Origin of the sequence: Klebsiella sp. WP8-S18-ESBL-06 (assembly GCF_014169755.1) — a bacterium.
Classification (GTDB): domain Bacteria; phylum Pseudomonadota; class Gammaproteobacteria; order Enterobacterales; family Enterobacteriaceae; genus Kluyvera; species Kluyvera ascorbata_B.
On sequence record NZ_AP022256.1, the window covers coordinates 388,667 to 408,716 of the forward strand.

Annotated in this window: 13 protein-coding genes; 9 read left to right on the top strand and 4 right to left on the bottom strand. The window is 56.7% G+C overall.

The annotated features are described in order from the left end of the window. Positions 1–22: 22 nt before the first annotated feature. Positions 23–616 carry a YhgN family NAAT transporter gene (locus H7R76_RS01850; protein WP_106925100.1) on the bottom strand — a complete coding sequence of 198 codons (594 nt, stop codon included), beginning with the start codon at positions 614–616 and terminating at the stop codon, positions 23–25. 232 nt (positions 617–848) lie between these two features. Between H7R76_RS01850 and asd the strand changes: the two genes are divergently transcribed. From asd to glgP, 6 genes are all read left to right on the top strand, one after another. Next, positions 849–1,955, top strand: coding sequence for an aspartate-semialdehyde dehydrogenase (asd, locus tag H7R76_RS01855; RefSeq protein ID WP_106925101.1), 1,107 nt, complete (start codon positions 849–851; stop codon positions 1,953–1,955). 251 nt (positions 1,956–2,206) lie between these two features. Next, positions 2,207–4,393, top strand: coding sequence for a 1,4-alpha-glucan branching enzyme (gene glgB / locus H7R76_RS01860; protein WP_106925102.1), 2,187 nt, complete (start codon positions 2,207–2,209; stop codon positions 4,391–4,393). A 2-nt stretch (positions 4,394–4,395) separates the two neighbouring features. Beyond that, positions 4,396–6,372: a glycogen debranching protein GlgX gene (gene glgX, locus H7R76_RS01865; protein WP_182966842.1), complete on the top strand. Its 1,977-nt coding sequence runs from the start codon at positions 4,396–4,398 to the stop codon at positions 6,370–6,372. A gap of 79 nt (positions 6,373–6,451) precedes the next feature. After that, positions 6,452–7,747, top strand: a complete 1,296-nt coding sequence (gene glgC / locus H7R76_RS01870; RefSeq protein WP_182966844.1) for a glucose-1-phosphate adenylyltransferase — start codon at positions 6,452–6,454, stop codon at positions 7,745–7,747. Beyond that, a complete protein-coding gene (gene glgA, locus H7R76_RS01875) occupies positions 7,747–9,180 on the top strand; it encodes a glycogen synthase GlgA (protein ID WP_106925105.1) in 1,434 nt (477 codons plus the stop codon). The genes glgC and glgA overlap by 1 nt, the downstream gene beginning before the upstream one ends. 17 nt (positions 9,181–9,197) lie before the next feature. Further along, positions 9,198–11,645, top strand: coding sequence for a glycogen phosphorylase (glgP, locus tag H7R76_RS01880; RefSeq protein WP_182934580.1), 2,448 nt, complete (start codon positions 9,198–9,200; stop codon positions 11,643–11,645). Positions 11,646–11,738: 93 nt separating this feature from the next. Here the strand turns inward: glgP and glpD are convergent, their stop codons facing one another. Next, positions 11,739–13,247 carry a glycerol-3-phosphate dehydrogenase gene (gene glpD, locus H7R76_RS01885; RefSeq protein WP_182929894.1) on the bottom strand — a complete coding sequence of 503 codons (1,509 nt, stop codon included), beginning with the start codon at positions 13,245–13,247 and terminating at the stop codon, positions 11,739–11,741. 202 nt (positions 13,248–13,449) lie between these two features. Between glpD and glpE the strand changes: the two genes are divergently transcribed. From glpE to H7R76_RS01900, 3 genes are all read left to right on the top strand, one after another. Next, a complete protein-coding gene (gene glpE / locus H7R76_RS01890; RefSeq protein WP_106925108.1) occupies positions 13,450–13,779 on the top strand; it encodes a thiosulfate sulfurtransferase GlpE in 330 nt (109 codons plus the stop codon). A 121-nt stretch (positions 13,780–13,900) separates the two neighbouring features. Next, positions 13,901–14,731, top strand: coding sequence for a rhomboid family intramembrane serine protease GlpG (gene glpG / locus H7R76_RS01895; protein WP_106925191.1), 831 nt, complete (start codon positions 13,901–13,903; stop codon positions 14,729–14,731). 18 nt (positions 14,732–14,749) lie between these two features. Then, positions 14,750–15,508: a DeoR/GlpR family transcriptional regulator gene (locus H7R76_RS01900; RefSeq protein WP_106925109.1), complete on the top strand. Its 759-nt coding sequence runs from the start codon at positions 14,750–14,752 to the stop codon at positions 15,506–15,508. A 96-nt stretch (positions 15,509–15,604) separates the two neighbouring features. Here the strand turns inward: H7R76_RS01900 and H7R76_RS01905 are convergent, their stop codons facing one another. Next, positions 15,605–16,972 carry a glycoside-pentoside-hexuronide (GPH):cation symporter gene (locus tag H7R76_RS01905; protein ID WP_106925192.1) on the bottom strand — a complete coding sequence of 456 codons (1,368 nt, stop codon included), beginning with the start codon at positions 16,970–16,972 and terminating at the stop codon, positions 15,605–15,607. Positions 16,973–17,220: 248 nt separating this feature from the next. Next, a complete protein-coding gene (gene malT, locus H7R76_RS01910) occupies positions 17,221–19,926 on the bottom strand; it encodes an HTH-type transcriptional regulator MalT (RefSeq protein WP_182966846.1) in 2,706 nt (901 codons plus the stop codon). Positions 19,927–20,050: the final 124 nt, after the last annotated feature.

Here is a 20,050-nt window from a genome sequence, read left to right on the forward strand (position 1 = left end):
GTACTTGCCCGGCCAAATTGTTTTATCCCTTCATCCACATCCGAATGCCGTCCAGGAACATCTGGGTCGCCATCATCACCAGAATCAGCCCCATCAGGCGCTCAAGCGCGTTCACGCCTTTTTCCCCCAGCAGACGCAGGAACAGCGACGACTGCAGCAAAATCACCACCGTACCGCCCCAGGCAATCAGCAGCGCAATGACTAGGTGTGACAGGTTATTCGGATACTGATGCGACAACAGCATCAGCGTGGCCAGCAGCGTCGGCCCGGCAACCAGCGGAATCGCGAGCGGCACGATAAACGGCTCTTCGCCCGCCGGCAGCCCTGAGCTACTGCCGGTCGCGCTGGGGAAAATCATCTTAATGGCAATCAGGAATAAAATGATGCCGCCGGAGATGGAAACCGTTTCGGCGCGCAGGTTTAAAAAGGCCAGAATCTTCTCGCCCGCGAAGAGAAAAATCAGCATGAGTAGAAGTGCGATTAAAAGCTCACGAATCATGATCGCCTTGCGGCGCTTGGGTTCGGTGTGCTTTAGCACCGACATGAAAATGGGTAAATTTCCCAATGGATCCATAATCAAGATCAATAAAACGGCGGCGGAAAAGATTTCACTCATGACTCAAATTCCCTGATAATTGTTGTGGAATTTCTGCTCTACACATCCTCTTTGTTGCGGAGTTCAACGCGGAGAGATGTGGCCCCCAGGGTAGGGGGAATAAGTTGCATTTCTGATTGCTTTGCAATCATTGATTAATTTCACTTGCGACTTTAGCTGCTTTTTGTAATGTGAAGGGATGCCCAGTGGAACTGGTACGCATTAACAGCACATATTCGCAGGAAAACACGTTATGAAAAATGTTGGTTTTATCGGCTGGCGCGGGATGGTCGGCTCTGTACTCATGCAACGCATGGTTGAAGAGCGCGACTTTGACGCCATTCGCCCGGTCTTCTTCTCCACCTCTCAGTTAGGTCAAGCTGCGCCGTCGTTCGGCGGTACCACCGGTGGTAAGCTTCAGGACGCCTACGATCTTGAAGCGCTGAAGGCGCTCGACATTATTGTCACCTGCCAGGGCGGCGATTATACCAACGAAATCTATCCGAAGCTGCGTGAAAGCGGCTGGCAGGGCTACTGGATTGACGCGGCTTCTTCGCTGCGCATGAAAGATGACGCCATCATTATTCTCGACCCGGTGAACCAGCAGGTCATCACCGACGGTCTGAACAACGGTATTAAAACCTTCGTCGGCGGCAACTGCACCGTCAGCCTGATGCTGATGTCATTAGGCGGCCTGTTTGCCAACGATCTGGTTGAGTGGGCCTCCGTGGCGACTTACCAGGCGGCGTCAGGCGGCGGCGCGCGCCATATGCGCGAACTGCTGACCCAGATGGGCCAACTGCACCACCATGTTGCCAGCGAGCTGGCCGATCCGGCCTCCGCCATCCTCGAGATCGAACGCAAAGTCACCACCCTGACCCGCAGCGGCGATCTGGCGGTTGATAACTTCGGCGTACCGCTTGCAGGCAGCCTGATCCCGTGGATCGACAAACAGCTCGACAACGGTCAGAGCCGTGAAGAGTGGAAAGGCCAGGCCGAGACCAACAAAATCCTTGCAACCTCTTCCGTCATCCCGGTTGATGGCCTCTGCGTGCGCGTCGGCGCGCTACGCTGCCACAGCCAGGCATTCACTCTGAAATTGAAAAAAGATATTTCCATTAGTTCCGTAGAGGAATTACTGGCGGCGCATAACCCGTGGGCGAAAGTCGTGCCGAACGATCGTGAAATTACGATGCGCGAACTCACCCCGGCCGCCGTTACCGGTACGTTGACCACACCGGTTGGGCGTCTGCGCAAACTGAATATGGGGCCGGAATATTTGTCAGCGTTTACCGTTGGCGACCAGCTCCTGTGGGGCGCGGCAGAGCCGCTGCGCCGTATGCTGCGCCAGCTGGCGTAAACATTTGGTTATTGATGAGGGGTGGCAAACCACCCCTTTTTTTTGCGTAATACAAGGAGTAAACGCAGTGATGTCTATTTTTCTCTCAGGAGTCAGGTAAAGCGTTGACTATGCTTTAATCAAGGTCTGTCACCTTGACTGAAGGTTGGACGGGGCTGAAAGAGGCACACAACTTCGTGCCGTGCCGTTCAGGTCACATATGTCGCCATGAAAATTGGATTAAGGCGAGACAAAACAAAGGATGATGAAGCATGTCCGATCGTGTTGATAGAGACGTGATTAATGCGCTGATTGCAGGCCATTTTGCAGACCCTTTTTCCGTTCTGGGAATGCACAAAACGGAAGCTGGATTGGAAGTTCGGGCGCTGTTGCCCGACGCGACTGATGTTTGGGTGATTGAACCGAAAACCGGCCGTAAAGTCGGCAAGCTGGAGTGCGTGGATTCACGTGGCTTCTTTAGCGGCATTCTGCCGCGCCGTAAAAATGCGTTTCGCTATCAGTTGGCCGTCGTCTGGCATGGCCAACAGAACCTTATTGACGATCCCTATAGCTTTGGCCCGTTGCTCCAGGAGATGGACGCATGGCTGCTGTCCGAAGGAACCCATTTGCGCCCGTATGAAAAGCTGGGTGCGCATGCGGATACTATGGACGGCGTCACCGGGACACGCTTTGCCGTTTGGGCGCCTAACGCTCAGCGCGTTTCCGTGGTGGGGCAGTTTAACCACTGGGACGGCCGTCGTCACCCGATGCGACTGCGCCGGGAAACGGGCATTTGGGAGCTGTTTATCCCCGGCGCGCATAACGGCCAGCTGTATAAATTCGAGATGATCGACGCTCGCGGCGCGCTGCGCATCAAGGCCGATCCGTACGCCTTCGAAGCGCAAATGCGTCCGGAAACGGCTTCGCTGATTTGCGGGCTGCCGCCAAAGGTGGAGCAGAGCGAAGCGCGGAAAAAAGCGAACCAGTTCGACGCGGCGATCTCTATCTACGAAGTGCACCTGGGCTCCTGGCGTCGTCATACCGATAACAACTACTGGCTCAGCTACCGCGAACTGGCCGAGCAGCTGGTGCCCTACGCGAAATGGATGGGGTTCACCCACCTGGAGCTGCTGCCGATTAATGAACACCCTTTCGACGGTAGCTGGGGCTATCAGCCGACCGGGCTGTACGCGCCGACCCGCCGCTTCGGCACCCGCGAAGACTTCCGTTACTTTATCAACGCCGCGCACGCCGCCGGTCTGAACGTGATTCTTGACTGGGTGCCGGGCCACTTCCCGTCCGATGATTTTGCCTTAGCCGAGTTCGACGGCACCAACCTGTACGAGCACAGCGACCCGCGTGAAGGCTACCATCAGGACTGGAATACCCTGATCTACAACTACGGCCGCCGCGAGGTCAGCAATTTCCTGACCGGCAACGCGCTGTACTGGGTTGAACGTTTTGGTATTGATGCGCTTCGCGTCGACGCCGTGGCGTCCATGATTTATCGCGACTACAGTCGTAAAGAGGGTGAGTGGATCCCTAACGAGTTTGGCGGCCGTGAAAATCTTGAAGCGATTGAGTTTCTGCGCAGCACCAACCGCGTGCTGGGTGAGCAGGTGCCGGGCGCCGTCAGCATGGCGGAGGAGTCAACCGACTTTGCCGGGGTTTCGCGTCCGTCTGATATGGGCGGCCTGGGCTTCTGGTTTAAGTGGAACCTCGGCTGGATGCACGACACCCTCGACTACATGAAGCTCGACCCGGTGCACCGTCAGTATCACCACGACAAAATGACCTTCGGCATGCTGTACAACTACACGGAAAACTTCGTGTTGCCGCTGTCGCATGACGAAGTGGTCCACGGGAAAAAATCGATTCTTGACCGTATGCCAGGCGACGCGTGGCAGAAGTTTGCCAACCTGCGCGCCTATTACGGCTGGATGTTCGCCTTCCCGGGTAAAAAGCTGCTGTTTATGGGCGATGAGTTCGCTCAAGGGCGGGAATGGAACTTTGACGGCAGCCTCGACTGGCATCTGCTGGAAGGCGAGGATAACTGGCACAACGGGGTGCAGCGTCTGGTACGCGACCTCAACCATACCTATCGCCACCACAAAGCGATGCACGAGCTGGACTTCGACCCCTACGGATTTGAATGGCTGGTGGTGGACGATCATGCCCGCTCGGTGTTCGTCTTCGTGCGCCGCGATAAAGCCGGCAACGAAGTGATTGTCGCCAGCAACTTTACGCCGGTGCCGCGTCACGATTACCGCTTCGGCATCAACCAGCCCGGCCGCTGGCGCGAAGTGCTGAACACCGACTCGGCCCATTACCATGGCAGCAACGCCGGTAACGGCGGCGTGGTCCATAGCGATGAGATTGCCAGCCACGGCCGCGCGCAGTCGCTGAGTCTGACGCTGCCGCCGCTGTCGACGATTTGGCTGGTTCGGGAAGGAGATTAAGCATGGGGCCACTCGCTGTAGGCAAACCCGCGCCGTTAGGCGCGCACGCCGATGACAACGGCGTGAACTTCACGCTGTTCTCGGCGCATGCGCAGCGGGTGGAACTGTGCGTGTTTGATGCGCAGGGCAATGAGACGCGTTATGACCTTCCCGCCCGCAGCGGCGACATCTGGCACGGCTATTTGCCCGATGCGCGCCCCGGGCTGCGCTACGGCTATCGGGTCCATGGTCCGTGGGAACCGCAGCAGGGTTACCGGTTTAATCCGGCGAAGCTGCTGCTTGACCCGTGCTGTTATCGCGTTGAGGGCGACCCGGTCGACGATCCGCGCTTTCACGACGGTTACGATGCACCGGATACCCGCGACAGTGCCCCGGTGGCGCCAAAGTCGGTGGTCGTCGATCTGAGCTACGACTGGCAGGATGACGTCGCCCCGCGCACCGCGTGGGGCAAAACGGTTATCTACGAGGCGCATGTGAAAGGTCTGACCCTGCGTCATCCGGGTTTACCGGAAGTGATTCGCGGCACCTATCGTGCGCTCGGCCACCCGGTGATGATTGCCTATTTCAAGCGGCTTGGCATCACCGCGCTGGAGCTGCAGCCGGTGGCGCATTTCGCTAACGAGCAGCGCCTGCTGCGTATGGGGTTAAGCAACTACTGGGGCTATAACCCGCTGGCGATGTTTGCGCTGGCGCCGCGTTACGCCAGCGCGCCCGAGCGCGCGCTGGATGAATTTCGCGATGCGGTAAAAGCGCTGCATAAGGCCGGCATCGAAGTGATTCTCGATGTGGTGCTTAACCACAGCGCCGAGCTGGATCTTCACTGTCAGACCTTCTCGCTGCGGGGGATTGATAACCGCAGCTATTATTGGTTGAGAGAAGACGGCGATTACCAAAACTGGACGGGCTGCGGCAACACGCTAAACCTCAGCCACCCGGGCGTTGTTGAGTACGCCCGCCAGTGTCTGCGCTTCTGGGTAGACGTTTGCCACGTCGATGGTTTTCGCTTTGATTTAGCCCCGGTGATTGGCCGAACGCCGGGCTATCGCCAGGATGCGCCGTTGTTTAACGCTATCCACGACGATCCCGTGCTGTCTACGGTCAAGCTGATTGCCGAACCGTGGGATATCGGCGAAGGCGGTTATCAGGTGGGGAATTTCCCGCCGGCATTTAGCGAGTGGAACGACCACTTCCGCGATGCGATGCGTCGATTCTGGCTTGAAGAGTCGTTATCGCTGGGGGATTTTGCCCAGCGTTTCGCGGCGTCGAGCGACGTCTTTGCGCATCAGGATCGTCGCCCGCGCGCGGCCGTCAATCTGGTGACTGCGCATGATGGGTTCACCCTGCGCGATTGCGTTAGCTTCAATAACAAGCATAACGACGCTAATGGTGAAGAAAATCGTGACGGAACAAGCAATAACCATAGCAATAATCATGGTATCGAAGGATTGGAAGCAAACCTTGACGTCATGGCGCGTCGGCGAACGAGCGTTCAGGCGCTGTTGACAACGCTGCTGTTATCGCAAGGAACGCCAATGTTGCTGGCCGGTGACGAACACGGTCACAGTCAGCAAGGTAATAATAATGCCTACTGCCAGGACAATTCGTTGACCTGGCTCGATTGGAAAAATGCGGATGATGCGCTGACCGACTTTACCGCCGCCTTAATTCATCTGCGCCAGCAAATTCCGGCCTTAACGGACGACCGCTGGTGGCAGGAGGGAGACGGCAACGTTCAGTGGCTCAATCAGAACGCACAGCCGCTGTCTGCCGAGGAATGGCAGCACGGCGCGCGACGGATGCAGATTCTGCTCTCCGATCGTTGGCTGATTACGCTTAATGCAACGCAGGACGCGGCAAACTTGCAGTTACCCGTGGGGGAATGGCGCGCTGTTCCTCCTTTCACCGGCAATGAGGAGCCGGTGGTCATGGCTGTCTGGCATGGGCCCGCGCACGGAGTTTGCGTATTTCAAAGGTCATAGTCTCTGAATTACCCGGAACCCCGCCCTCGGGCGAGGAAACCTAATAACCCGGAAGGACGAGCATCAAAAGGAGTTAATCATGGTTAGGCTAGAAAAGAACGATCCCTTAATGCTGGCTTGCCAGTTACCGATTAAATCCGTCGCGCTGATTCTGGCGGGCGGACGCGGCACGCGGCTGAAGGATCTCACCAATAAACGGGCAAAACCCGCCGTCCACTTTGGCGGTAAATTCCGCATTATCGATTTTGCGTTGTCTAACTGTCTGAACTCCGGGATCCGTCGTATCGGCGTGATTACGCAGTACCAGTCCCATACGCTGGTGCAGCATATCCAGCGCGGCTGGTCATTCTTCAGCAAAGAGATGAACGAATTTGTGGATCTGCTGCCGGCTCAGCAGCGGATGCACGGTGAAAACTGGTATCGCGGCACCGCCGATGCGGTCACGCAGAACCTCGACATTATTCGCCGCTACAAGGCGGAGTATGTGGTGATCCTCGCCGGTGACCACATCTACAAACAAGATTACTCGCGCATGCTGATCGACCACGTCGAAAAAGGCGCGCGCTGCACCGTTGCGTGCATCCCGGTGCCCATTGAAGAGGCAACGGCGTTCGGCGTGATGGCGGTCGATGCGAACGATAAGATTATCGATTTCGTGGAAAAACCGGCTAACCCGCCGGCGATGCCGAGCGACCCGAGCAAGTCTCTGGCGAGCATGGGTATCTATGTCTTTGATGCAGATTACCTTTATGAGCTGCTGGAGCAGGACGACCGCGACGAAAACTCCAGTCACGATTTCGGCAAAGATTTAATTCCAAAAATCACCAAAGCTGGCGCGGCTTATGCACATCCTTTCCCACTGTCCTGCGTGCAGTCTGACCCGGATGCCGAGCCGTACTGGCGTGACGTGGGTACCCTGGAAGCGTACTGGAAGGCGAACCTTGACCTGGCGTCGGTCACTCCTGAGCTGGATATGTATGACCAGCACTGGCCTATCCGTACTCACATGGAGTCGCTACCGCCGGCGAAGTTCGTTCAGGACCGCTCCGGCAGCCACGGTATGACCCTGAACTCGCTGGTGTCCGGCGGCTGTATTATTTCCGGCTCGGTGGTCGTGCAATCGGTGCTGTTCCCCCGCGTACGCGTGAACTCGTTCTGTAACATTGATTCGGCAGTCTTATTGCCGGACGTCTGGGTCGGGCGTTCCTCGCGTCTGCGTCGCTGCGTGATTGACCGGGCCTGTGTGATTCCGGAAGGCATGGTGATTGGTGAGGATGCGGAAGAGGATGCGCGTCGTTTCCACCGCTCAGAAGAGGGAATCGTGCTGGTTACGCGCGAGATGTTGCGGCAGTTGGGGTACAAACAGGAGCGATAATGCAGGTTTTACATGTTTGTTCTGAGATGTTCCCGTTATTAAAAACGGGCGGCCTTGCGGATGTTATCGGCGCGCTGCCGGCGGCACAGATTGCAGAAGGGACCGACGCACGCGTGCTGTTGCCTGCGTTTCCGGACATTCGCCGTGGGATTACCGATGCCAAAGTCGTTACCCGTCGCGAGACTTTTGCCGGGCGCATGACGCTGCTGTTCGGCCATTATAACGGCGTTGGCATTTACCTGATTGATGCGCCGCATCTCTACGATCGTCCAGGGAGCCCGTACCACGACACCAACATGAACGCCTATGCCGATAACGTGAAGCGTTTCGCGCTGCTGGGTTGGGTGGGCAGTGAAATGGCCAGCGGGCTGGATCCGTTCTGGCGTCCGGAGGTTGTGCATGCCCATGACTGGCATGCGGGCCTGGTACCGGCGTATCTGGCGGCCCGCGGCCGTCCGGCGAAGTCGGTATTTACGGTGCATAACCTGGCGTATCAGGGCCTGTTTTATGCCCATCATATGAGTGAAATTCAGCTGCCGGGCGAGTTTTTCAACATGCACGGGTTGGAGTTCCACGGGCAGATTTCATTCCTGAAGGCCGGGTTGTTCTACGCGGATCACATCACCGCCGTCAGCCCGACCTACGCGCGTGAGATAACCGAGCCGCAGTATGCCTACGGCATGGAAGGCCTGCTGCGTCAGCGGCATAAAGAGGGCCGTCTGTCGGGTATTCTCAACGGCGTGGATGATAACGTCTGGAGTCCGGAAAAGGACATGCTGCTGCCAGCGAGCTATTCTCGCGATACGCTAGAGAAGAAGGCGGAGAACAAACGGCAGCTGCAAATCGCCATGGGTCTGAAGGTGGACGAGAGCGCACCATTGTTTGCCGTGGTGAGCCGCCTGACGAGCCAGAAAGGGCTGGACCTGGTGCTGGAAGCTCTGCCAGGCCTGCTGGAGCAGGGCGGTCAGTTGGCGCTGCTGGGTGCAGGTGACCCGGTGCTGCAGGAAGGTTTCCTTGCCGCCGCCGCCGAGCATCCGGGGCAGGTTGGGGTACAAATTGGCTACCATGAAGCGTTTTCGCACCGCATTATCGGCGGCGCTGACGTCATCCTGGTGCCGAGCCGCTTTGAGCCGTGTGGCTTAACGCAGCTCTACGGCCTGAAGTACGGCACGCTGCCGCTGGTTCGCCGCACCGGCGGCCTGGCGGATACCGTTGCCGACAGTTCGCTGGAAAATCTGGCCGACGGTATCGCCAGCGGTTTTGTTTTTGAGGACAGCAACGCCTGGTCGCTGCTCAGAGCTATCCGCCGTGCCTTCGTATTATGGTCTCGTCCTTCGCTCTGGCGCTACGTTCAGCGCCAGGCGATGAATATGGATTTTAGCTGGCAGGTCGCTGCGCACGCTTATCGTGAGCTTTATCAACGCCTGATTTAACTACGGGGATCTTAGTTATGAATGCACCCTTTACGTATGCATCACCGACCCTCAGCGTTGAGGCACTGAAGCACTCTATTGCCTATAAGCTGATGTTCATCATCGGGAAAGATCCCGCTATCGCCAACAAACACGAGTGGCTGAACGCCACGCTGTTTGCCATTCGCGATCGTCTGGTCGAGCGTTGGCTGCGTTCTAACCGCGCCCAGCTTTCCCAGGAAACGCGGCAGGTGTACTACCTGTCGATGGAGTTTCTGATTGGCCGCACCCTTTCCAATGCGCTGTTGTCGTTGGGTCTGTATGACGACGTAAAAAACGCGCTGGAAGAGATGGGGCTGGACCTCGAAGAGTTGATTGACGAAGAGAATGACCCCGGGCTGGGCAACGGCGGCTTAGGCCGTCTGGCGGCCTGCTTCCTGGATTCGCTGGCGACGCTGGCGCTGCCGGGCCGTGGCTACGGCATTCGCTACGACTACGGCATGTTCAAGCAGAACATTGTCGACGGCCGCCAGAAAGAGTCGCCGGACTACTGGCTGGAGTATGGCAACCCGTGGGAATTCCCGCGCCACAACACGCGCTACAAGGTGCGCTTCGGCGGCCGCGTCCAGATGGAAGGCAAAACCAGCCGCTGGCTGGAAACCGAGGAGATCCTCGCGGTTGCTTACGATCAAATTATTCCTGGCTATGACACCGATGCCACAAACACGCTGCGCCTGTGGAATGCGCAGGCCAGTAGCGAAATCAACCTGGGTAAATTTAACCAGGGCGATTACTTCGCTGCGGTAGAAGATAAAAACCACTCTGAGAACGTATCCCGCGTGCTGTATCCGGATGACTCCACCTATTCCGGGCGCGAGCTGCGCCTGCGTCAGGAGTACTTCCTGGTTTCCGCGACGGTGCAGGATATTTTAAACCGCCACTACATGTTGCATAAAACCTATGACAACCTGGCGGACAAAATCGCTATTCACCTGAACGACACCCACCCGGTGCTGTCCATTCCCGAGCTGATGCGCCTGCTGATTGACGAGCATAAGTTCAGCTGGGATGAAGCGTTTACCGTGACTTGCCAGGTCTTCTCTTATACCAACCACACGTTGATGAGCGAAGCGCTGGAAACCTGGCCGGTCGATATGCTGGGCAAAATCTTGCCGCGTCACCTGCAGATTATCTTCGAGATTAACGACTACTTCCTGAAGACATTACAGGAGCAGTATCCGAACGATACCGGCCTGCTGAGCCGCACTTCCATTATTGACGAGTCCAACGGTCGCCGCGTGCGTATGGCGTGGCTGGCAGTGGTGGTGAGCAAGAAGGTGAACGGCGTTTCTGAACTGCACTCTAACCTGATGGTGCAGTCGCTGTTTGCCGACTTTGCCAACATCTTCCCGATGCGCTTTATCAACGTCACCAACGGCGTAACGCCGCGTCGTTGGCTGGCGCTGGCGAACCCGGCGCTCTCTGAGGTGCTGGATGACAACATTGGCAAGACCTGGCGCTCCGACCTCAGTCAGCTGAGCGAGCTGGAGCAGCACATTGATTATCCGAAGGTGAATCAGGCGGTACAGCGCGCCAAGCTGGAGAATAAAAAGCGTCTTGCGGCCTTTATTGGTCAGAATCTTAACGTGGTGGTCAACCCGCACGCGCTGTTTGACGTGCAGATTAAGCGTATTCACGAGTACAAGCGTCAGCTGATGAACGTGCTGCACGTCATCACCCGCTATAACCGCATCAAAGCCGATCCGGACGTGAAGTGGGTGCCGCGCGTGAATATCTTCGCCGGGAAGGCGGCTTCGGCCTACTACATGGCGAAGCACATCATTCACCTGATCAACGATGTGGCGGACGTGATCAACAACGATCCGCAAATTGGCGATAAGCTCAAAGTGGTGTTTATCCCCAACTACAGCGTGAGCCTGGCGCAGATGATCATTCCTGCGGCGGATCTCTCCGAGCAGATCTCACTGGCGGGGACCGAAGCTTCCGGCACCAGTAACATGAAGTTTGCGCTTAACGGTGCGCTCACTATCGGTACGCTGGATGGCGCGAACGTTGAAATGCAGGAGCACGTGGGCGCGGATAACTTCTTTATTTTCGGCAACACCGCAGAAGAAGTGGAGGCGCTGCGCCGCAAGGGCTATAGCCCGCGCGACTACTACGAGCAGGACGCCGAGCTGCGTCAGGTGCTGACGCAAATCGCCACCGGTGTATTCAGTCCGGGCGAGCCGGGTCGCTACCGCGATCTGGTGGATTCGCTGATCAACTTTGGCGACCATTACCAGGTGCTGGCTGACTATCGTAGCTACGTCGATTGCCAGGATAAGGTTGATGAGCTGTACCAGGAGCCGGATGAGTGGTCCACCAAAGCGATGCACAACATCGCCAACATGGGCTACTTCTCTTCCGACCGTACGATCAAAGAGTATGCCGAGCATATCTGGTATATCGAGCCGGTCAGGCTGTAAAACAACAATGGGGCCGGATGGCCCCATTTTTTTCCTTCGCCCGTGCATGCCTGATAAGCACAGCGCTATCAGGCATGACGCGGCGCGATCGTATTACGACGCCTGCGCCAGCTCAGGCTTTCCCAGCGTTTTCACCAGCCATTCACTTATCCGCGACTGCTGCTCCGCATTCAGCCACATCCCCTGTTTGGTACGGCGCCAGATGGCGTCATCGAGCCTGCGTACCCACTCATGTTCGACCAGATACCGCAGCTCGGCTTCGTAAAACTCATGGCCGAAATCGTCGCCCAGCCCGGTAACGTCGCGAGCATCGCCAATAATCAGCTCGCTATTGCTGCCGTAGGTTCGGGCGTAGTGGCGGGCCAGCGATTCGCTGATAAACGGATAGCGGCGGCGCAGTTTCGCTGCGTAGTCATCGCGATCGCCGCCGATCTCGCCACCCGGCAGCACCGCGCCTTTGGTCCACGCCGGGCCGATGCCCTGATAGTATGGGGACAGTTTTTCCAGTGCGTGCTCCGCCAGCTTGCGGTAGGTGGTGAGCTTACCGCCAAAGACGGAAAGCAGGGGGGCTTTACCGTGGTCGTCGTGGATATCCAGCGTGTAGTCGCGGGTAATCGCCTGCGGTGAATCAGACTCGTCGTCGCACAGCGGGCGTACGCCGGAGTATGTCCAGACGATGTCTTCGCGGGCCAGCTGCTTTTTAAAGTGACCGTTGTACACCTTCAGCAGATAGTTAATCTCGCTTTCGTCGATCTCAACGTTTTTCGGGTCGCCGTGGTATTCCACGTCGGTGGTACCGATGATTGAGAATTCATCCATCCACGGGATCACGAACACGATGCGCTTATCTTCGTTTTGCAGAATGTAGGCCTGCTTTTGTGTATGCACGCGTGGCACGACAATATGGCTGCCTTTGATCAGGCGAATGCCATACGGCGAAGGCAGATGCATGCCGTCGTCGAAGAACTGTTTTACCCACGGGCCGGTAGCGTTGACCAGACCGCGCGCCTGCCAGCGGAATTTTTCACCGCTGTCGATATCTTCCGCTTCCACAACCCAAAGGCCATTTTCACGTTTTGCCGAGATAGCACGAGTGCGGGTCCGGACTTCACCGCCTTTCTGCACCACCATCTGCGCGTTAGCCAGCACCAGCCGCGCGTCGTCGACCCAGCAGTCTGAATATTCGAAACCGCGCACAATTTCCGGCTTCAGGACTGATTCTGCGCCAAAACGCAAGCCGGTAGAGGCGGGAAGGCTGGTGCGTTTACCGAGGTGATCGTACATAAACAGGCCAGTACGAATCATCCACGCCGGGCGCAAATGCGGGCGGTGCGGCAGCCTGAAGCGCATCGGGATGGCGATATGGGGGGCCATTTTCAGCAGTACTTCGCGTTCGGCCAGCGCTTCGCTGACCAGGCGGAATTCGTAATGTTCAAGGTAGCGCAGACCGCCGTGGATCAGTTTCGAGCTGGCGCTGGACGTGGCGCAGGCCAGGTCCCTGGCTTCCAGCATCAGCACGGATAGCCCGCGCCCTGCTGCGTCAGCCGCAATGCCTGCACCGTTAATGCCGCCACCTATCACAATCAGATCTTTGGTTTCCATTATTGCTACCTCAGGGACTTTCGTTATAGCTCATTAATGTTCGATATCGCTCATAATAGCAAGTAAACGCGCTTTTGGTAACATAGAAAAAACATTTTAGAGTGATGTGCATAACATATTGGCGTTTACGTGGCCTGAGGACGTACACTTGGCGGTAAAATGTCGTGAGCCACAATACCTGCCATAAAGATAAGAGAGCACCATGGAACAGTTTGAATGCATTAACGTAGAACAGGCACACCAAAAGCTGCAGCAGAGTGCCGCTGTGCTGGTGGATATTCGCGATCCGCAAAGCTTCGCGATGGGCCACACCCCGGGCGCGTTTCATCTGACGAACGACACGCTGGGCGCGTTTATGCGCGATAACGATTTTGAAACGCCAGTTATGGTGATGTGCTATCACGGTAACAGCAGTAAAGGTGCCGCGCAGTACCTGCTCCAGCAGGGCTATGACCAGGTTTACAGCGTGGACGGCGGCTTTGATGCCTGGCACCGCCATTTCCCGGCAGAAGTGGAACACGCCGCTTTCTAAGACAGCGCCAGCACCCGTTCCCGATGCCGCCTGTCGTCAGGCGGCAATGCGCGCTGCAACGCATCTGTCAGGGTTTGGGTATATACTGTCCCCTTTTGTGTGGAATAGAAGCGACCTGCTGATGTTGATGATCACCTCTTTTACTAACCCGCGCGTGGCCCAGGCCTTTGTTGACTACATGGCGACGCAGGGCGTTATTCTGACTATCCAGCAGCATACGCGCAGCGATGTCTGGCTTTCTGATGAAGCGCAGGAAGCGCGCGTCCGTAGCGAGCTGGAACGCTTTCTCGCCAATCCTGCCGACCCGCGTTATCTGGCGGCGAGCTGGCAATCCGGGCAGACCAACAGCGGTTTGCACTACCGTCATTTCCCGTTTCTCGCCACGCTAAAAGCGGGCGCAGGGCCGGTGACGATGGTTATCATGGCAGTCTGCGTGCTGGTCTTTATTCTGATGAACATCGTGGGCGATCAGCCAGTGATGATCTGGCTTGCCTGGCCGTACGATGATTCGCTGAAATTTGAGGCCTGGCGCTATTTTACTCATGCTTTCATGCATTTCTCATTCGTCCATATCCTCTTTAACCTGCTATGGTGGTGGTACCTGGGCGGGGCAATCGAGAAACGCATCGGTAGCGGTAAACTGGTGGTGATTACCATCATCAGCGCGCTGCTCAGCGGCTTTATTCAGCACCAGTTTAGCGGTCCGTGGTTCGGCGGCCTCTCCGGCGTGGTTTACGCCCTAATGGGCTATGCCTGGCTGCGCGGCGAACGCGATCCGCAGAGCGGCATTTATCTGCCGCGTGGGCTGATTATATTTTCTCTGATCTGGCTTGTTGCCGGGTGGTTCAACGTTTTTGGAATGTCGATTGCGAACGGCGCTCACGTCACCGGTTTGGTGATTGGTCTGGCTATGGCCTTCGTCGATACGCTAAATGTGCGAAAGCGAGCATAATTTTTCCAGGGATTCATCATGAAACAAACACAACGTCATGACGCGATAATCGAGCTGGTAAAACTTCAGGGCTATGTCAGTACCGAAGAGCTGGTGGAACACTTTTCCGTTAGCCCGCAGACCATTCGTCGTGATTTGAATGACCTTGCGGAGCAGAAAAAGATCCTGCGCCATCACGGTGGCGCGGCGCTGCCGTCGAGCTCGGTAAACGCCTCCTGGCACGACCGTAAGGCGACGCAGACGGCGGAAAAAGAGCGCATCGCCCAAAAGGTCGCCAGCCAGATTCCCAACGGCTCAGCGCTGTTTATCGATATTGGCACTACGCCGGAGGCGGTGGCTCACGCGCTGCTCAATCACAGCGACCTGCGCATCGTGACCAATAACCTCAACGTGGCCAACACGCTGATGGTGAAAGAAGATTTTCGCATTATTCTCGCCGGTGGTGAGCTGCGAAGCCGCGATGGCGGCATCATTGGTGAGGCCACGCTGGACTTCATTTCTCAGTTCCGCCTCGATTTCGGCATTCTGGGCATCAGCGGCATCGACAGCGACGGCTCGCTGCTGGAGTTTGACTACCATGAGGTGCGCACCAAGCGCGCGATTATCGATAACTCTCGTCACGTGATTCTGGTCGTCGACCATTCGAAGTTTGGCCGGAACGCCATGGTCAATATGGGCAGCATCAGCATGGTAGATGCGGTGTTTACCGACGTTCTGCCGCCGCCGGGCGTGATGCAGGTGATTGCCGAAAATGAAGTGCAGCTGGAACTCTGTTAAGGGGGAGCCGGCCAATTTTACTGGCGGGAAAAAGCAATGCCCCTCAGCCTTCAAAAGGGAGAGGGGCATTCCGCGCGAATACTGCTGTTCCGGGGGTTATGACATCTGCTGCTGGAATTTACCCTGACTCAGATCGGAGACGATGACGTTCATGCGGTCTTCGGTCAGCCGATAGTAGCGGATAGAAATGGCCGTAATCAGATAGAAGATGGCCGGCAGCACCGTAAACAGTATGAGCACGCCGCGAATGGCTTCTGCGGACTGCTGCTCAACCCCCGCCTGATAACCGTAAAATGCCAGCCCCCAACCGGTCAGCGCGCCGCCGATTGCAACGCCGAGTTTGATAATAAAGATGTTTGCCGCGACGTTCATGCCGGTAATACGGCGCTGGGTTTTCCACTCGCCGTAGTTATTGGCGTCGGTAATCATCGACCACTGCAGCGGGGCGTTAATCCCCTGCAAAATATTCAGTATCACGTGGACGATAAACGCGGGCATCCAATAATCAGTTGGCAGCACCAGGAACAGCAATCCGAATAGTGCACTGAGAATATTCACCCACACCGAGGCGCGAATTTTACAGAACCATGAGCCCACATGTTTTGCCGCCAGGCTGCCGATCACGGCAGCAACGGTCGTCGCCAGCATAAACAGAGAAATAACGCTGCTGCCCTGTTGCAGAATATACTGTACGAAATACACCAGCAGGCCGCCGCGAACCACCACGCCGCATAGCATCGCCAGGTTATATATCGACAGTACGCACCACTGGTCGTTTTTCATCAGAATACGCACGTCGCGCAAAATGTTCAGGTTCTCTTCTTTCACCGGCGTAATACGCTCTTTGGTGGTGGCAAAGCAGATCAGGAACATCACGCAGCCGATGGCGCCGAATATCCCCATCGCCCACTGCATGCCGCTTGCCCGGTCTCCCGGCGCAAGCAGGTCTGCCAGCGGCAGAATCAGGGCGGTACCCATTGCGCCGCCAATAGGGGCGACGGCAAAACGCCAGGATTGCAGCGACAGGTTCTCTTTCGGATCGGCGGTTATCGCCGCGCCAAGCGAGCAGTAAGGAATATTAATCGCCGTGTACATCAGGGTCATAAAAATATAGGCCACGACGGCGTAGACAATTTTACCCGTTTGCTCAAAGTTAGGCGTGGAATAAACCAGCACGCAGCTTACGGCAAACGGTACACAAATAATTAATAGCCACGGGCGGAAGCGACCCCAGCGACTTTTGGTTTGATCGGCAATAGCGCCCATTATTGGATCGGTAATGGCATCCAGCACCCTGACGACGAGAAATAATGTCCCCATGACTGCCGGTGGTAATCCATAAATATTGGTATAGAAATAAGCGAGAATAGCGACAGAGGAGTCAAATACGATATGGCTGGCGGCGTCGCCCAGACCAAATCCAAACTTTTCCTTGTTACTGATTTTTGCGGTTAATGCCGACATAGGGTCACCTTTTATAATATGTGCCAACATACGACATCCTTTATAAAAGGTGGCTATGAACCTGAGTATTCTAATTTTTCACTTTGCGGTTATGTTAATTCTTTAATGTGACGTGGCTATCTCTTTGCTCTCTGGCGCGTGCAACGCCGGATAGCGCTTCGTTTATCCGGCCTGCCAAAAGGGGATGTTTAATATCGAACCCGCGCTTGGTATAGGCCGGATAAGGCGCAGCCGCCGTCCGGCACAAACTACACGCCATACCCCATCATCTTCAGCAGCTGCTGTGCGTGCTGCACCGCATCCTGACGGTGTGCCACGCCGAGCTTCTGATAAAGGTTACGAATATGGGTTTTGATGGTCGTAGCCGCAACGTCCAGCTCGCCGGCAATTTGCTCGTTGCTGTAGCCCGAGTAAATCAACCCCAGTACCTGCCACTCGCGCTGGGTGAGTGGGCTGGTGCGGATGAGCTCCGGCACTTCCGGGTGGTTGAGCAAGCGTTCAACGAAGCTCTCGTCGAAGTGGGCAAATTTATGACGATGGTGCTGGTTAATTTCACGCAGAATGCGCTGGGCGCGGTGCTGGTCCAGCTCCGGCAGCGTATTCAATTGAATCAGCTGGCGCAGCTGCTGCGCCATGGCTTCACCTTCAATCACGAAGTGGCTAATAAACCCGGTGCGGTTCGCCAGCTGGAGCGCTTCCAGCAGTACGCGCTGAGCTTCGTTCTTATTGCCTGCCTGCCAGTGCAGCTGATTAAGCAGCAGCAGGTTACGGTTGAGATCGCTCATCAGACGCAGGCTTCGGGCGTTCTCGTTGAGCTCTTCGAGCACCATTTCGGCCGAGTTGAACTCGCCCAGCAGAATCTGCGCGCGAGCGATGTTGCGCCACTGTCCCTGCAGGAAGTGGTTATTGGCGAACTCCGGCTTCGGCGTGTGGCGCAGCCAGTTGGCCGCCGCTTTTTTGTCGCCGACCATCTGCCAGTAAATCACCCGTACCTTATCAGCGTTAGAAACCCAGTCGCTGTGATAGGCTCCGTTGCCCAGCAGGTTTTCCAGACGGTTCAGGTGATTGCGGGCGTTATCCAGATCGCCGCGCGCCAGCGAGCACTGCACCTGTAAGGTCAGGCACTGCAGCTGCTGTTGCGGCTGGAAGCCGCTCAGGACTTCAATCCCGGTGCGGGCGGCGGTTTCCGCTTCGTCGAGACGCGCCCACGCCCACAGCAGCTGTGCGCGAATGCGCAGCAGGAATTCATGCATCGGCAGTTGTTCAAGGTGTTGCTCGTGAATCAGCTGGAAGCCTTTCTCCTGGCACTCCCAGGCGGCCTGCAGGAAACCCTGAGCAAACAGAATTTCACTCTGCTGGATAAGGCTCCACAGGGCGTAGTGCCAGATATCGTGGCGGCGCGCCATTTGTTCAGTCTGCTGCATGACGGCAATCGACTGGCTCAGCAGCCCTTTGCAGTGCAGGACCTCACCGTGCACCGAGGTGGCGACGATGCGGCTGTAGAAGTTTGCCAGCGGCAGCTCTTCGAGCGCCACGGTGGACAGGCGCTCGGCTTCATCCTGATCGCCGTCGTTGATGGCAACCTGCGCCCGCAGCGCGTTGAAATCACCGTGCAGCGAAGTGTCCATCTCAAACGTCATCTCCTGCTCGGCGCGAGCCAGCAGGGTGTTGACTTCACTGTAACGGTGCTGGCTTTGCATCAGCCAGGCCTGCAGCAGGACCAGGCGCGGATTTTCCAGCAGGCTTTCCCACGGTAGCGCGGAGAGTGACTCTTCGAGCAGCGCCAGTTCGCTATGATGGAACAGACCCCAGGCGTGGTTAAGCAGAATATCGCGCAGCATTTTCGGATCGCCCGCCGCCAGCGCGTGGTGGATGGCTTCGCTCGGAAAACCTTGCGCCATCCAGCTTTCCGCCGCCGCGCGGTGGATTTCCGGCAGTTCGGTCGCCAGCTCCCACTGGCAGCGCTGGCGCAGGAAACTGCAGAACAGCGGATGGTAGTTAAACCACTCGCCGGAGTTGTCCATGCGCTGAATAAACAGCCCCTGACGCTCGATCTCTTCCAGGCGCATTTGCCCGTTCTCTTCGCCGGTTACGCGGGCGATGAGCGAGTCGTTCATGGAACGTAGCAGCGAACTTTTCAGCAGGAAATTACGCGTTTGCGCGTCGACGTTGTCCAGCACTTCATCAACCAGATAATCGGAAAGATGGCTGGCGTTAATGCCCGCCAGACGGCGCGCAGAGTGCTGGGTCGCGTTATTACGCTGGCGCGCGGATAGCGCGATCAGCTGCAGCGCGGTAGCCCAGCCGGCGACGTCATCGCACAGGCGACTGCTTTCTGCCGCTTCAATCGGCGCGGCCAGACGGCAGTCGAAGAATTGTTTGGTTTCGGCGTGCGTAAAGGAGAGCTGCTGGCTGCCAATTTCCAGTAGCTGATCGCGCACGCGCAGGTTAGCGATGCCCAACTGCGGCAGGTTGCGCGATAGCACCACCAGCGTCAGATTTTCCGGCTGATGGCGCAGGAAGAAGCGCATCGCATCGTGGATCACCGGGTTGGTAATCAGGTGGTAGTCATCAATGACCAGATAGAGCGGACGCTGCCATTCGCTGAGTTCAATGAAAAGTTGCGAGAAAAGGGAGCTCAGGCTCGCATACTGGCGCTTTTGCACCATGTTTTCGCTCGCCTCGCAATGGCCGCCCGTCGCCTGCTGGATAGCGGTGATCAGGTAGCTGGCAAAGCGTTCCTGCTGGTTATCGCCTTCATCAAGCGAATACCAGCCAAGGTCACTCATCCCTGCAGCCCATTGCGACACGAGCGTTGTCTTTCCATAGCCAGCCGGACTGGTTATCAGCGCCAGACGATAATTGTTCGCGCCTGAAAGTTTCGCCAGCAGCCGCTCGCGAACCACGGTGTGTTCGAGACGGACGGGTCGACTTAATTTTGACGGAATCAACATAGCTAATCACTTCACTGTGAGGATTGGAAAACGAGATTTTTTTTGCGCTTCGTAATTAATCCTTACAAAGGTCGGTCAAATAGCTATGTATTGCAAGTTATGTCCTGTTTTGATGCTTGCGAAT

What these genes read in the sequence shown, in the direction of transcription:
- H7R76_RS01850 (WP_106925100.1), bottom strand. Translation starts at nt 616, where the DNA reads ATGAGTGAAATCTTTTCCGCCGCCGTTTTATTGATCTTGATTATGGAT.
- asd (WP_106925101.1), top strand. Translation starts at nt 849, where the DNA reads ATGAAAAATGTTGGTTTTATCGGCTGGCGCGGGATGGTCGGCTCTGTA.
- glgB (WP_106925102.1), top strand. Translation starts at nt 2,207, where the DNA reads ATGTCCGATCGTGTTGATAGAGACGTGATTAATGCGCTGATTGCAGGC.
- glgX (WP_182966842.1), top strand. Translation starts at nt 4,396, where the DNA reads ATGGGGCCACTCGCTGTAGGCAAACCCGCGCCGTTAGGCGCGCACGCC.
- glgC (WP_182966844.1), top strand. Translation starts at nt 6,452, where the DNA reads ATGGTTAGGCTAGAAAAGAACGATCCCTTAATGCTGGCTTGCCAGTTA.
- glgA (WP_106925105.1), top strand. Translation starts at nt 7,747, where the DNA reads ATGCAGGTTTTACATGTTTGTTCTGAGATGTTCCCGTTATTAAAAACG.
- glgP (WP_182934580.1), top strand. Translation starts at nt 9,198, where the DNA reads ATGAATGCACCCTTTACGTATGCATCACCGACCCTCAGCGTTGAGGCA.
- glpD (WP_182929894.1), bottom strand. Translation starts at nt 13,247, where the DNA reads ATGGAAACCAAAGATCTGATTGTGATAGGTGGCGGCATTAACGGTGCA.
- glpE (WP_106925108.1), top strand. Translation starts at nt 13,450, where the DNA reads ATGGAACAGTTTGAATGCATTAACGTAGAACAGGCACACCAAAAGCTG.
- glpG (WP_106925191.1), top strand. Translation starts at nt 13,901, where the DNA reads ATGTTGATGATCACCTCTTTTACTAACCCGCGCGTGGCCCAGGCCTTT.
- H7R76_RS01900 (WP_106925109.1), top strand. Translation starts at nt 14,750, where the DNA reads ATGAAACAAACACAACGTCATGACGCGATAATCGAGCTGGTAAAACTT.
- H7R76_RS01905 (WP_106925192.1), bottom strand. Translation starts at nt 16,972, where the DNA reads ATGTCGGCATTAACCGCAAAAATCAGTAACAAGGAAAAGTTTGGATTT.
- malT (WP_182966846.1), bottom strand. Translation starts at nt 19,926, where the DNA reads ATGTTGATTCCGTCAAAATTAAGTCGACCCGTCCGTCTCGAACACACC.